The organism is Hyalangium minutum (assembly GCF_000737315.1).
GTDB lineage: Bacteria > Myxococcota > Myxococcia > Myxococcales > Myxococcaceae > Hyalangium > Hyalangium minutum.
Map to the genome: position 1 here is coordinate 312,780 of NZ_JMCB01000010.1, position 13,162 is coordinate 325,941.

A 13,162-nucleotide genomic window follows, 5' to 3' on the forward strand; every position below is an offset into this window, starting at 1 on the left:
GCGGCTCTTTCTCAGACCGAGACCGTCTGGGCGTTGCGGCCGTGGACGAAGTAGGTGGTGATGACGCGCGTCACGACGATGGACGTGAACAGCGAGGCCAGCAGGCCGACGATGAGCGTCGTCGCGAAGCCTCGGATGGGGCCGGTGCCCGTGGCGAAGAGGATGAAGCCGGCGATCAGCGTGGTGACGTGCGCGTCGAAGATGGTCCAGAAGGCGCGGTCATAACCCTGGTCCACCGCCTGCCGGGCCGTCTTGCCGTGGTCCAGCTCCTCGCGGATGCGCTCGTTGATGAGCACGTTGGCATCCACCGCGATGCCCAGCGTGAGCACGAAGCCCGCGATGCCCGGCAGCGTCAGCGTGGCGTTGAACAGCGCCAGACCGGCCAGGATGAGCAGGCCGTTGAGCACCAGCGCCACGTCCGCGATGAGGCCCGTCTTCTTGTAGTAGACGGCCATGAAGAGGACGACCAGCAGCAGGCCCACCAGCGCGGCCAGGCTGCCCTTCTTGATGAGCTCCTCGCCCAGCGAGGCACCCACCTGGCGAATCTCACCCACCGTCACCGGGGCCGGCAGCGCGCCCGCCTTCAGCACCAGCGCCAGCGTCTGCGCCTCGGCGAACCACTCGTCAAAGGACTTGGCGCCCGCGCGGCCCATGGTGATGCGGGCGCTGCCGCCGCCGATCTTCTCGTTGATGCGCGGCGCCGAGTGCACGTACTCGTCCAGGACGATGGCCATGCGCTTGCCCACGCTGGCCTCAGTGAGGCGCTCGAACTCCCGCGCGCCCACCGCGTCGAAGGTGATGTTCACCTCGGGCTCGTTGATCTGGCTGATGTTGGCGTTGGCGCCCTCCAGGCTCTCGCCCGTGAGCGGCACGTCGCGCATCAGCAGGTAGGTGCGGTAGGACAGGCACTCGTTCTTCTTCAGCGGGTTGGCCACGCACTCCAGCAGCACCTCGCGGCCCTCGGGCGTCTTGTCCTTCACGTAGGCCAGCAGCGCCTCACGGTTGGGGCCCGCCAGCTGAGGGAAGCCCTCCTCGTCCGTGACGGTGATGTTGCTGCCCTCGGGCGGCGGCGTCCGCGTGGCCAGCTCCCGGAAGAAGTTGGGGTTGGTGTCATCCACCATCCGGAACTCGAGCTGCGCGGTGGTGCCCACCAGCTCCTTGGCCTGCTCGGGATCGGAGCGGCCCGGCAGAGAAATCTGGATCGAGTCCGTGCCCAGCTTGCGCACATCCAGCTCCGCCACGCCCCACTTGTCGATGCGGTTGCGGATGACGAGCATGGCCTGATCCACCGACTCCTGCTGGAAGCGGGTGACCTGGCTCTCGTCCGGAGCCAGCACCAGCTTGGCGCCGTCGCGGCTGACCTTGGTGAAGTCCGTGAAGTAGGCCAGCACCTCCTTCTCGATGGCGTCCATGGTGGCCGGGTCCTTGGCCACCAGCGTCAGCTGCAGACGCTCCGGATCCGTGTCGGCCGTCACCTCGCCCAGCTTCTTGTCCTGGGAGACCCAGCGGGCGATCTGCTGGCCCCGGCGCTCGGTGCGCTTCTCGAGAGCCGTCTTGGTGTCCACCCGCATCACCATGTGGATACCGCCCTGCAGGTCCAGCCCGAGGTTCAGGCGGTACTTGGCGGGAGGCGCCCAGGCGGGCAGCCGCTCCTGCAGCAGGGCCATGTTGTTGCGCTCCGCAGGCTCCATCTTCACCAGGGAGACATAGGTGGGGATGAGCAGCCACACGGTGCCCAACGTCACCGCGACAATCATCCCGAACTTCCACCACCAGCCGCGGTCCATTACTTCTCCTCCTTCTTGTCCTCGGGCTTGGCCGAAGCCTGGCCCTCATCGGAAATCGCGCCCTTGGCGTACACGGAGCGCTTGAGCACGCGAATGCGCACGCCGTTGGCGACCTCCAGCGTCACCGTCTGCTCGGAGACCAGGTGGATCTTCCCCAGGATGCCGCCCTGGGTGACGACCTCGTCGCCCTTCTTCAGCCCCGAAAGCAGCTCCTGGTGCTGCTTGGCCTGCTTTTGCTGGGGCCGGATCATCACGAAGTACATGATGGCCACCAGCACGGCGATGAAGCCGATGTTCACCATCGGGTTCGAGCCACCGGCAGCCTGCGCCAGGATCAAGAAGCTGTCCGCCACGTACCGCCTCGTCGCTTGGAAGGTTCGGAATGGCCTTGGCCCAAGTGTGGGCAAAGGTCAACCTAGAAGGGGCCGCCTCTTAGCAGCCCCCCCATCCGTGAGCAAGTGAACGCAGACGGCTTCGCCCCCTTCCCAACACCCGGCCGCCGGGGCTCAGCGGGCGCGGGTCCGCTCGGCCTCCTGGGCTGCGGCCCGCTCGCGGAAGGCCTGGGCGAAGGCGGCGTAGCGGCCCTCGGAGATGGCGCGGCGCACCTGAGCCATAAGCCCCAGGAAGTAGTGCAGGTTGTGCAGCGTGTTGAGCCGCATGGCGAGGATTTCCTGGGCCACGAAGAGGTGGCGGAGGTACGCCCGGCTGAACGTCCGGCAGGTGTAGCAGGAGCACTCTGGGTCTACCGGACGTGGGTCCTTGGCATACACGGCATTGCGGATGACGACCTTGCCCTCGGAGGTGAAGAGCAGCCCGTTGCGGGCGCAGCGGGTGGGCAGGACGCAGTCGAACATGTCCACGCCGGCCTCCACGCAGGTGACGAGGTCCACCGGAGTGCCCACCCCCATGAGGTAGCGCGGCTTGTCGCGGGGCAGCAGGGGCGCGGAGTAGGCGACGCCGGCGTGCATGGCCTCGGGCGTCTCACCCACGGAGTAGCCCCCGAGCGCGTACCCGGGCAGATCCACGGAGCACACCTGCTCGGCGTGGGCCTTGCGGAGGTCCTCGTGGAGGCCGCCCTGGACGATGCCGAAGAGGGAGGAGCGCTCACGGCTCCAGGCCTTGGCGCAGCGGTGGAGCCACCGGGTGGTGCGCGCCATGGACTGCTCCATGTAGGAGCGCTCGGACTGGGCGGGCGGGCACTCGTCGAAGGCCATGATGATGTCGGCGCCCAGGGTCTCCTGGATTTCGATGGAGCGCTCGGGGGTGAGCATGTGTCGCGAGCCGTCCAGGTGCGACTGGAAGGCAGCCCCCTCCTCGGTGATCTTCCGCTTCTCGGAGAGGCTGAAGACCTGGAAGCCGCCGCTGTCGGTGAGCATGGGTCGGTTCCAGGAGATGAAGCGGTGCAGGCCACCCATCTCGCCCACGAGCGCCTCACCGGGCCGCAGCATGAGGTGGTAGGTGTTGCCGAGGATGATCTGCGCATCCAGGGTGAGCAGATCGTCCGGGCCCACGCCCTTGACGCTGCCCACGGTGCCCACGGGCATGAAGATGGGCGTCTCGATGGGCCCGTGGGGGGTGTGGACCCGGCCGCGCCGGGCCTTGGAGCCCGGATCTTCGTGAAGGAGCTCGAAGCGCACGAGCCCCGGAGCCACCCGCGTATCGCCCTTACCTTGTGCCTCGCCCATCGCTCACTCCGTCACCAGCATGGCATCGCCATACGAGAAGAACCGATAACCCGCCTGCACGGCCTCGCGGTACGCGGCGAGCGTCCGCTCACGCCCGAGCAGGGCACTCACCAGCATGACCAGGGTGGAGCGCGGTAGGTGGAAGTTGGTGAGCAGCAGATCCACCTGCCGGAAGGGGAAGCCCGGGCGGATGAAGAGGACGGTGTCCCCCAGGCCCGCGCGCAGCTTGCCCGTCTGAGGATCCGTGGCGGACTCCAGCGTGCGGACCACGGTGGTGCCCACGGCAACGATGCGGCGGCCCTCGGCCTTGGCGGCGTTGATCGTGGCGGCGGTCTCCTCGGAGACGCCATAGCGCTCCGGGTGCATCTTGTGCCGGTCAAGGTCCTCCTCGCGCACGGGGAGGAAGGTGCCGGGCCCCACGTCGAGCGTCACCGTCACGCGCTTCACACCCCGGGCCTCCAGGGCAGCGAAGGTGGCCTCGGTGAAGTGCAGGCCGGCGGTGGGAGCCGCCACGGAGCCAGAGGCGCGGGCATACACGGTCTGGTAACGCTCGGCGTCAGCGGCGTCGGGCTCGCGGGTGATGTAGGGCGGCAGAGGCAGCTTGCCCGCCTGCTGGAGCAGTTCCTGGAAGGAGGCGCCCGGAGGGGCATGGAAACGGACGCGGTACTCCCCTCCTCCCAGGGCCTCGAGCACCTCGGCGGAGAGCCCACTGGGAAAGTCCACGCGGGCCCCGGGCTTGAGGCCCTTGGAGGCCTGTCCAAGACAGATCCAATCACTGGCCTCGGCGGCCTGGGAGAGCGCGGCGGAGGTGAGCGTGGAGGCTGCGGGACGGACGACGAGCAGTTCCACTCGGCCGCCCGTGCCCGACTTGGCGCCGAGCAACCGGGCGGGGATGACGCGCGCATCGTTCACGACAAGCACATCTCCCGAGCGCAGCAGGCTCGGCAAGTCGGAGAAGCGGCGGTGCTCCCAGGTGCCGGAGGACCGGCTCACGGTCATCAGGCGCGACGCGTCACGAGTTCCCAGCGGCTGCTGGGCGATCTGCGCTTCGGGCAGCTCGAAGTCGTAGTCGGAGAGAAGGGAGGACACGAGGCGCTTGTACCAGCCTCGGTGCCGGGCCGGAACCGAACTCAGTAGAGCTGCTGGAACTCGGCTCCGGGGTAGTAGTGGGAGAGGATCTCCTTGTAGCTCCATCCCCCATCGGCGAGCACCTTGGCGCCCCACTGGCACAGCCCGGCCCCGTGGCCGTAGCCGCGCCCGGTGAAGAAGTAGCCGTGGCCGGTCTTCTCCACCTCGAAGTCCAGGCTCTTGAGCTTGGTGTAGCCCAGCCGCTGGCGGAAACGGGCACCGTCCAGAGACTCTCCCCCGTCAGTGGCGATGCGAGTGACCCGGTGCGTCCGGGTACGTCCGGTGATGCGCAGGCCCTGGGGCGAGCCATTGAGCGCCTCCCGGAGCTCGGCCTCGCTCACGGTGGCGGACCAGCGGCTGGAGGGCAGCTTTCCGCAGGGACAGTCGACCGCCTGCAGGTAGGGCAAATCCCTCTGGAGGGCGGCCTGGCCGGACTCAGTACGCCCGCCGCAGGAGGCATGGAAGTAGGCCTCGATGGGAGCCAGCTCATAGGTGAGCACCTCGCCGCGAGTGGCCTCCACGGCGGCGCGCGTCTTGGGGTCCTCGCTGGTGACGCCACCGTACACCTGATGGAGCACGCTGCTGCCCATGTAGAAGGGGCTCCCGTAGGCCTCGAGCTTCTTCTGGAGCGCATACGTGCGCGCGGCAACGGCCTGGGCCTTCAGCGCCTCCAGAGGGAAGGAGGTGGGCATCTCACTGCCGAGCACGGCGGCGAGGTACTCCTCCAGAGGGATGACGTTGATGAGCTGCAAGCCATCCTTGTAGAACCGCACGACGACGTCGCCACGGACCTCCATGTCGCCCGCGCGCAGAGGCGCATCGCCGGGAACCCCGGCGTCATCGTTCACCCACCCGGCACGGAAGCGCGCGGTATCGCCAACGATGGGCGCGCCATTGACCTCCAGCCTGCGCCCGCTGCGCCGCACGGTGACGCGGTTCTTGCCGAGCGGGTGGAAGGAGGCCTCCTCGGCATCCATGCCGAGCGCCAGGCCCTGGCCGCTAATCTGGACCACCTCTCGCACCTCGCTCATGGCGATGCGCATCGTCTCCACCGCGAGGGCGCGAGGAGCCGCGAGTAGGATGAGGAGCAGTGCAACAGGGCGCAACATGGCACCTGCCAGTGTAGGGGGCCGTGATCGCCACTCAAGAAAATGGCCAGCGAATGACGGAGACTGACGCGCGCATGCCTGCCGCCTTCACCCCAGCCCAGCTCACTCCGACCTCGCTTGGCGAGGTGCTGCGAACCCTCCCACCCCGCCCTGCGGCGCTGCTCCGGAGGCGGTTGACGCAGGGGGCCTCGCTGGAGGCGTGCACCACGTTCTATGGGGTGACGGAGGAGGCACTGTCGATCCACCTGCTACGAGAGGCCCAGGCTCTCACCTCGGCGCTGGGGGGCAACGCGCGTCCACCCGCGAGCCCGGAAGAGGAGGAAGCCTGGGCCCGGCAGCTCTCGGCGGCGCTGGAGCGGGACACAACCCCGGTCAGCCCGGCCCTGGTGGACACGGTGGCGCTCTGCAAGCGGCTGCAGTCGGTGGGCAAGGAGGTGGAAGCGCACCTCGTCGAGACAGAGCGCCAGGAAGAGGCCTCCCCCAAGCGCAGGCGGGAGGAGCTCCTCCGGCGCCTCGCGGTGGGGCTGCTGCTGGCGCTGGCGGCGTACTTCTACTGGACGCGCCCTCCGGACCCCGCCCCACCGCCGCGCACCCTCCCCTCCTCGCGCTGAGCGTGCTGGACGAGGCGGTGGGGCGGCGCATAAGGGAGGGCCATGCGAGCCCCTTGCCTTGCCCTGTTGGCCCTGGTGCTGGCTGGCTGCCCCAAGCAGGTGGAACGGGTGGCCGGCACGGACGACTCCCAGATCGACGCAGCCGCGGCGCGGCTCGAGGAACTCCGGCTGAAGGAGCAGTCCGAGACGCTGTCCTGCCTGGAGCGGTGCTCGGTGGCCCAACAAACCTGCGCCGTCACCGAGGATCTGTGTGGGTTGGTGGAGGCAAACCCGGATCGGGGGGATCTCCCACCGCGTTGCGTCCAGGCGCGGGAGCAGTGCGCGCAGGCCAACGGAGGCTGTACCCGGTGCCGGAGTGGGGACTGAGGGAGCGAGGGGTCGGCCAACGGGCGGATTGCCCGTGTGGCCCTGCCCCTCCTAGATTGAGGTAACCCTCGAGGAGCCGTCATGTCCCGCCGAACGTCCGTGCTGCTGGTCGCTTCCTGGCTTGCCGTGCCAGGACTGGCTTTGGCGGAGGAGGAGCTCACGCCGGAGAAGCTCGCGGCGATCCGCCGGGACGAGAAGGCGGCGCAGGCCAGGGTGGACTCGGCATACGGGAACCGGAAGTCCTCGGAGATGAGCAACGAGGAGCGGCAGCAGTCCACCCGGGAGCAGCAGGCGGCGGGCCTGGGGGTGATGGAGAAGCACGGGGTGTCGGACAAGGAGTACTCGCGCCGCATGGCCCGGCTGACGCCCGAGGAGCGCGAGGCCGTCGACCAGGCGGAGAAGAAGCTGGAGGCCGAAGAGAAGGCCAAGCGGGTGGCGGAGCAGAAGAAGCGGCAGGGAGAGGACGCGGAGGCTGTGGCTGCCGACGACATCCCCATCCAGATGGGCATCAGCGACGAAAACCCAGTGGAGCTGGAAGCGGCGGAGGGCGCTGGGAACGTGGTGGAGCAAGGCCTGCCCCCGGGCGAGCAAGGCACGGATGAAATGCCTGCGAATGAGTCCTTTGAGGCCGCCACGGAGGCGCCTGCGGCCCCTGCTCCGAAGGCAGGAGGCCGTAGAAAGTAGCCGTCCCGCTCAACGGGGACGCGACCGCCAGACCTCATCATAGGGACAGGAGCAGTCCGTCTCCTCCGGCTCGGGATAGACGTACCGCTGGCCCTTGTAGTTGCGGAAGACGGTCTCGCGCTCGCCGCGCTCCACCACATAGTCAGGCTGGAGCGTGACCTTCCCACCGCCGCCGGGCAGATCCACGGCGAGGTGCGGCACGGCGAGCCCAGTCGTGAATCCCCGGAGCTGCTGAAGAATCTCCACGCCCTTGGCAATGGGCGTGCGCAGGTGCTCGCAGCCTTCAGCAACATCCATCTGGTGGAGGTAGTACGGCCGGACGCGGATGCGCAGCAGCGCGTGAGACAGCTCCTGGATGATTCGAGCGTCCGAGTTGAGCCGGCGCATGAGCACGGCCTGGTTCTCGACGGGGACGCCATGGTCCACGAGGCGCTCACAGGCCTCGGCGGCTTCGGGAGTGACTTCCTTCGGGTGGTTGAAGTGCGTCACCACATAGACGGGGGCGTACTTCCGCAACGTGCGAGCCAGCGAGTCGGTGACACGCATGGGCAGACACACGGGCACCCGGGTCCCAATGCGGATCATCTCCACATGAGGAATTTCCTGCAGGGGCGCGAGCAGCTCCTCCAGACGGGTGTCGCTGAGCAGGAACGGGTCGCCGCCAGAGATGAGAACATCGCGCACCTCGGGGTGCTGGCGGATGTACTCGATGCCGCGGCGCATCTGCTCCTTGCTGAGCTCGGCCTCTCCGCCCTTGGTGATGCGGCGGCGGGTGCAGTGTCGGCAGTAGACGGAGCACGTATCGAGCGCGAGGAAGAGCACCCGGTCCGGGTACTTGTGGACGATGGCCTCCTCGGGCCGGGTCTTGTCCTCGCCGAGCGGGTCCGCGAGCTCGCCGGGGCGGATGCGTGCCTCGGCCCGGACGGGGATGGACTGCATCCGCACGGGGCAGAACGGGTGCTCGGGATCGATGAGCGACAGGTAGTACGGGCTGATGCCGATGCGGAACAGCGCGGCGGTCTCCTGGACACCGGCGCGCTCATCGGGAGTCAGCGGCACATACCGCTCGAGCTGCTCGAGGTTGCGGACGGCGTGGCGCTGGTGCCAGCGCCAATCGCTCCACTCGGCATCGGTGGCCTGGGGGAACAGCCGGCGCCGGCCCTCAGCACTGGCGGGAGGGCGGCCCGCGCGGGACTTGGATGGGGCCACCGCCGGAGCCGCCCCGGGCTGGGCGGACGAGTCCATCACGCGGCCTTGAGCTGGTCGCGCCACCACGCCTGCCCGGACTCCGGGAGGGTGTCGATGGGATCGTAGTACTCGTACTTGCGAGTGAGGGCCTCGGGATCGTTGGCCTCGATGCCGGTCCGGTAGTTCTTGGTCCAGTACGAGATGCCCTTCTCCCGGTCGTACTCGGCGACCTGATGGACCCAGCGCTTCCCAACGAAGGGCACGTCACAGACGATGCGCGGCGTAGCGAAGCCAGGCATGTAGCCCATGATGTCGTGCTGGAGCTTCTGGGCCTGATCAACGGACAAGCGCCAGTGCTCCGAGTTGGGGATCATGTCGCACATGTAGAAGTAGTACGGCAGGATCTTGGCGTGGTCGAGCAGCGTGAAGCACAGGTCCAGCAGCGCATGAGCGCTGTCATTCACGCCGCGCAGCAGCACGCCCTGGTTGCGCACATCGCGGAAGCCCATGTCGAGCAGCTTGCGCACGGCCTTCCCCACGAGCGGGGTGAGCTGCTGGGCATGGTTGACGTGGGTGTGAAGCGCGAGGTCCACGCCGCGCTCGATGGCCTTCTTGGCGAGCCGGTCCAGCCCCTGAAGGACGCTGTCCTGGAGGAAGTGCTGGGGGATGCCCATGAGGCCCTTGCTGGCCAGGCGGATGTCCCGGATGTTGGGGATGTCCATGAGCGAGCTGACAAACGGCTCGAGCTGCTGGATGGGCAGGTTGGCGATGTCGCCGCCGGAGACCACCACATCGCGCACCGTGGGGGTGCGGCGCAGGTAGTCGAGCATCTGCTCGTAGCGCTCCTTGGGCCCGATGGAGAACTTGTGCTTGGGAACCTGGGGCACGTCATTGCCGACCAGGTCCATGCGGGTGCAGTGGCCGCAGTACTGGGGGCAGGTGGGGAGCATCTCCGCCAGCACCTTGGTGGGGTAGCGGTGGGTGAGCCCCTCGACCTTCCACATCTCGGCCTCATGGAGGCTGTCGCGGCTGGCCTTGGGATGGTTGGGCCAGTCGGTGCGGCGGTCTGCGAACGCCGGCAGCATGTAGCGGCGCACCGGGTCGCTCCAGAGGTCCTCCAGGTTCATGGTGTTGAGCATCTGCGGAGGGAGCAGCAGCGACATGGTCGCCCGCTCCTTCTGGTCTCGCTCGATGCTCTCGGCCAGGTCGTCAGGGAGCAGAGAGCCGAGGGCCGCCTTCAGCTCGCGGAGGTTCTTGATGGTGTGCTTCCTCTGCCAGACGGAGCTCTCCCAGTCAGCGGAGGAGGCATCCTTGTAGGCAGGGATGCGCCGCCAGTCCGGCTCCAGAAACTCCCGGCGGGTCGGGTAGGAGATGGGCTGAGAGGCGGGACCGGACTCAGCCGGCCCACGAGGGGGCGTCGTTTGCATGGCGCGGTACCTTACCGTGAAGCTCCGACCTGCGAGAGCAGCCCCGCGGGGCGGAGCCCTCCATATCGAACAATCGAGGAGGGCGACACATGCCCGCTCACTCCACGGGCACGTTGATCAACTTGGCGACCTCGGACTCGGTGATGGTGATGGCCTGAGGCTTGGTCTGCTTGCCGTTGAGCTTGAAGACGATCTTCCGGCTGCCCAGGGGGAGCATCAGCGGGTTGCCAATGGCCACGGGGGTGTCCCGTCCCGAGTACTTGCCATCCACCCAGATCTGGGCACCGGCAGGCTTGGTGCTGGCGGCGAACTTGCCCATCTTGTTGGCAGCGGGCTTGGGCGTCGGAGGCGTTTGGGCAACGGGCGGCTTGGGCTGGGGCTTGGGCTCAGGCTTGGCCTCGGGCTTGGCCTCGACGGGAGGCGGCTTGGGCTCCTCCTTCTCGAGCTCGAACTCCACCTTCACCTCGGAGCTGCCATCGCCCTCGAACTCGCCGGTGAACGTCTTGTAACCGGCGCGCTTGGCGACGAACCTGTAGGTCTTCCCGATCGCCAGATTGGCGGCCTTGGCGTTGGGCGTCTGCCCGACCGACTTGCCATCCACCTGGATCTCGGCACCCGAATTGCCCACGAAGACGGCGACGAACGTCTTGGGCTTCTCGGGCTGGGGAGGGGTGGTCGTTCCCGGATCCTTGGTAGGGGTCTCCGGAGGCGTCTTCTGCTCGGGATCCTGCGAGCCGTTGGCAACCTTCTCCGGCTCGGAGGGCGGCTTGTCGTTCGTCGGCTCGTCGGTGGAGCCAGCGTTCTCGGGCTTGAGCTTGAGCGCCACGGGAGTGGGGTTATCGCTCTCGACGACATTCACCATCTGCTCGAGCGGAACGAAGCCCTCGGCGGCAGCGACCACACGGTGCGGGCCGGGCTCGAGCTCAATGACGGAGTTCGGCGTGACCGGGGCATTGTCCACGCGGAGCACCACCTTGGCGGTGGGCGGATCCACAGTGAACATGACGCGGCCCTTGCTGGAGCCGGCCGCGACCGCGACGACAGTCCCAATGACGCCGAGCAGCAACACGGCGGCACCCGCGATGATGAAGATCTTGGGATTGATCGGCTTGCCGGGTCCGGCCGCAGGGGGCTTGGCGGCCTTCCCCTGCTTGGCGGGAGGCTTCTTGGTGGCGGCCGGAACCTTGCCAGTGTTGGCGGGCTCTTCCTCGAGCGCCCTGGCCCGAGCATCCGAGCGCTCTTCCTCTTCCTCCTCCTCCCGCTTGGAAGGACGAACCTTGGAGGGGCGGCTCGGCGTCAGCTTGGGCACGCTGTCGGTCGGCCCATCCTCTTCTTCAGCCTGAACAGGCTTGGGCTCACGGGAGGTCGGAGCAGGACCAATCACGGTCGCGCCGACATAGTTCTCAGGCTCTCCTTCGCCGATGACGACCTGGGGCTTGGAGCCGCTCTTGCCCTTGGCCTTGACGGCGGCCATCTGGCCGGTCGGCCGCGGCGCGGCCATGGCGGCCATGGTCGACTCGTTGGCGAACGGGCTCTGCATGGAGCCGTCGAGCGTATCGCTGGTGTCGTCGACGATCGGGTTCTCGGTCCGGCCCGTGGAGCTGTCATCGAGCGGGTTGGCGTTCTTGCCCGTGGAGCTGTCGTCGAAGAGGACAGGGCTGGGTCCGCCACTGAGGGCGATAGAGGAGTCGACGATCTGCGTCTTGTCCCCTGCCCCATCCATCTCGGCGAGCTCCTCGGCGGTGGGAGGCGGAACGAGAGGCGGAGGGGGCAGCTTGTCCGACGAGCGCGTGGCGGGGGCCGGCGGCTGCGGCCCCACCGGAGTGACCATGGAAGGCTTGCGCGGGGATCGCGACGGAGGAGGAGTAGGAACGGCGTTGGCGCCTGAAGTCTCGAGCTGATCAGGCTTCTCGATGGCAGCGTAGCGCTCCATCTTCTCGGCTTCGCGGAGCATGTCCTCAGCGAAGGCCTCCTTCATGTAGGAGGCGAGGTGCTTGCCTGAGTAGATGGCATCACCGGCGAGGAGGAACTTCATCAAGTCCTCCTGCAGGTCGGACGCCCACTGGTAGCGATCCTCGGGCTCACGCGCGAGCGCCTTGAGAACAACCTTCTCCAGGCCCGCCGGGATGTTGGGGTTGAACTGGCGAGGCAGCGGGACCTCGGCGTTGCGCACCTTCTCGAGCGTGGAGAAGTCTGACTCTCCGACGAAGAGCTTCTCGCCGGTGAGCATCTCGTAGAGGATGACGCCGACGGCGAAGATGTCGCTGCGCCGGTCGATGGGCATGCCGCGGACTTGCTCCGGGCTCATGTACCCGAACTTGCCCTTGAGAATGCCGGCCTGAGTCTTCTGCGCGCGGTTGGCGGCCTTGGCGATGCCGAAGTCGATGACCTTCACATCACCCTCGTACGAGACGAGGATGTTCTGCGGAGACACATCGCGGTGGATGATGGACAGGTCCTGCCCGCGGGCGTCCTTCTTGCGGTGGGCGTAGTCGAGCCCCTCGCACATCTTGGACGCGACGAAGACCGCCTGAGCGGTCGGCATGATCTCCTTACGCCGCCGGTAGCGCTCCAGGATGGTGCGGAGATCCCTGCCCGCGACGTACTCCATCGCGATGTAGTAGGTCTCCTCGTACTTCCCGAGCTCGTGGATGTGCACGATGTTGGCGTGGTTCAGCTGGACGCTGACCCGGGCCTCATCGATGAACATCGTGATGAACTCCTGGTCCTCGGCCATCGTCGGGAGGATCTTCTTGATGGCCAGGAAGCGCTCGAAGCCCTCCACGCCGAAGGCCTTGGCGATGAACACTTCGGCCATGCCGCCGACGTTGATGCGCTCGAGGAGCAGGTACTTGCCGAATGTGGTAGGCCGCTTCATCTCGTGGAGTCGCCGTAGCCCGCCGGCAACCAGAGGCCGTCAAGGCGGCACAATGCCGGGCGGAACCTAGGGACTCTAGAGGAGCAAGGACGGCCAGTCAAACAGCAGTGCACGCCCGAATTGTCCAGCGAATCCAGAGGGTTGGACGCGCTGCAGAGCCTGTCGAGCCCAGCCGACGCCTGCAAGGCCGAGGGCTCCCGCCTAGAGCAAAAAAAAGCGCCCCTGGGGCCCAATGAAGGGCGCCAGGGGCGCATGAGTAAAAAAAATCCGGCAGCGACCTACTCTCCCACGCGGTTTCC

General features: G+C 67.5%; 11 protein-coding genes. 3 read left to right on the forward strand and 8 right to left on the reverse strand.

Annotation, left to right across the window (positions count from 1 at the left end):
• Window positions 1–11: 11 nt before the first annotated feature.
• The 5 genes from secD to DB31_RS26410 all read right to left on the reverse strand — a co-directional run bounded on the left by secD (window position 12) and on the right by DB31_RS26410 (window position 5,709).
• Window positions 12–1,787, reverse strand: coding sequence for a protein translocase subunit SecD (gene secD / locus DB31_RS26390; RefSeq protein ID WP_044192524.1), 1,776 nt, complete (start codon window positions 1,785–1,787; stop codon window positions 12–14).
• Window positions 1,787–2,140 (reverse strand): preprotein translocase subunit YajC, encoded by a 354-nt coding sequence (gene yajC / locus DB31_RS26395; RefSeq protein ID WP_205628569.1) that lies wholly within the window; start codon window positions 2,138–2,140, stop codon window positions 1,787–1,789. The genes secD and yajC overlap by 1 nt, the downstream gene beginning before the upstream one ends.
• 153 nt (window positions 2,141–2,293) lie before the next feature.
• Complete coding sequence (tgt, locus tag DB31_RS26400; protein ID WP_044192526.1) at window positions 2,294–3,472, reverse strand: tRNA guanosine(34) transglycosylase Tgt; 1,179 nt, start codon at window positions 3,470–3,472, stop codon at window positions 2,294–2,296.
• 3 nt (window positions 3,473–3,475) lie between these two features.
• Window positions 3,476–4,561, reverse strand: coding sequence for a tRNA preQ1(34) S-adenosylmethionine ribosyltransferase-isomerase QueA (queA, locus tag DB31_RS26405; RefSeq protein WP_044192527.1), 1,086 nt, complete (start codon window positions 4,559–4,561; stop codon window positions 3,476–3,478).
• A 41-nt stretch (window positions 4,562–4,602) separates the two neighbouring features.
• Entirely contained in the window at window positions 4,603–5,709 is a 1,107-nt protein-coding gene (locus DB31_RS26410; RefSeq protein ID WP_044192528.1) for a SpoIID/LytB domain-containing protein, read from the reverse strand.
• 53 nt (window positions 5,710–5,762) lie between these two features.
• Between DB31_RS26410 and DB31_RS26415 the strand changes: the two genes are divergently transcribed.
• The 3 genes from DB31_RS26415 to DB31_RS26425 all read left to right on the forward strand — a co-directional run bounded on the left by DB31_RS26415 (window position 5,763) and on the right by DB31_RS26425 (window position 7,370).
• Entirely contained in the window at window positions 5,763–6,320 is a 558-nt protein-coding gene (locus DB31_RS26415) for a hypothetical protein (RefSeq protein WP_044192530.1), read from the forward strand.
• A 42-nt stretch (window positions 6,321–6,362) separates the two neighbouring features.
• Window positions 6,363–6,686, forward strand: coding sequence for a hypothetical protein (locus DB31_RS26420; RefSeq protein WP_044192533.1), 324 nt, complete (start codon window positions 6,363–6,365; stop codon window positions 6,684–6,686).
• A gap of 81 nt (window positions 6,687–6,767) precedes the next feature.
• Complete coding sequence (locus DB31_RS26425; protein WP_063769264.1) at window positions 6,768–7,370, forward strand: hypothetical protein; 603 nt, start codon at window positions 6,768–6,770, stop codon at window positions 7,368–7,370.
• A 9-nt stretch (window positions 7,371–7,379) separates the two neighbouring features.
• On the opposite strand, the gene DB31_RS26430 is transcribed toward DB31_RS26425, so the two are convergent.
• The 3 genes from DB31_RS26430 to DB31_RS26440 all read right to left on the reverse strand — a co-directional run bounded on the left by DB31_RS26430 (window position 7,380) and on the right by DB31_RS26440 (window position 12,863).
• Window positions 7,380–8,615 (reverse strand): KamA family radical SAM protein, encoded by a 1,236-nt coding sequence (locus tag DB31_RS26430; RefSeq protein WP_044192535.1) that lies wholly within the window; start codon window positions 8,613–8,615, stop codon window positions 7,380–7,382.
• Window positions 8,615–9,985: a KamA family radical SAM protein gene (locus DB31_RS26435; protein ID WP_044192536.1), complete on the reverse strand. Its 1,371-nt coding sequence runs from the start codon at window positions 9,983–9,985 to the stop codon at window positions 8,615–8,617. The genes DB31_RS26430 and DB31_RS26435 overlap by 1 nt, the downstream gene beginning before the upstream one ends.
• Window positions 9,986–10,082: 97 nt before the next feature.
• On the reverse strand, window positions 10,083–12,863 hold the full coding sequence (locus tag DB31_RS26440; RefSeq protein WP_044192537.1) for a serine/threonine protein kinase: 2,781 nt from the start codon (window positions 12,861–12,863) through the stop codon (window positions 10,083–10,085).
• Window positions 12,864–13,162: the final 299 nt, after the last annotated feature.

Coding starts and splice junctions, on each gene's coding strand:
- secD (WP_044192524.1), bottom strand. CDS start 1,787: ATGGACCGCGGCTGGTGGTGGAAGTTCGGGATGATTGTCGCGGTGACG.
- tgt (WP_044192526.1), bottom strand. CDS start 3,472: ATGGGCGAGGCACAAGGTAAGGGCGATACGCGGGTGGCTCCGGGGCTC.
- DB31_RS26410 (WP_044192528.1), bottom strand. CDS start 5,709: ATGTTGCGCCCTGTTGCACTGCTCCTCATCCTACTCGCGGCTCCTCGC.
- DB31_RS26415 (WP_044192530.1), top strand. CDS start 5,763: ATGACGGAGACTGACGCGCGCATGCCTGCCGCCTTCACCCCAGCCCAG.
- DB31_RS26420 (WP_044192533.1), top strand. CDS start 6,363: ATGCGAGCCCCTTGCCTTGCCCTGTTGGCCCTGGTGCTGGCTGGCTGC.
- DB31_RS26425 (WP_063769264.1), top strand. CDS start 6,768: ATGTCCCGCCGAACGTCCGTGCTGCTGGTCGCTTCCTGGCTTGCCGTG.
- DB31_RS26430 (WP_044192535.1), bottom strand. CDS start 8,615: ATGGACTCGTCCGCCCAGCCCGGGGCGGCTCCGGCGGTGGCCCCATCC.
- DB31_RS26435 (WP_044192536.1), bottom strand. CDS start 9,985: ATGCAAACGACGCCCCCTCGTGGGCCGGCTGAGTCCGGTCCCGCCTCT.
- DB31_RS26440 (WP_044192537.1), bottom strand. CDS start 12,863: ATGAAGCGGCCTACCACATTCGGCAAGTACCTGCTCCTCGAGCGCATC.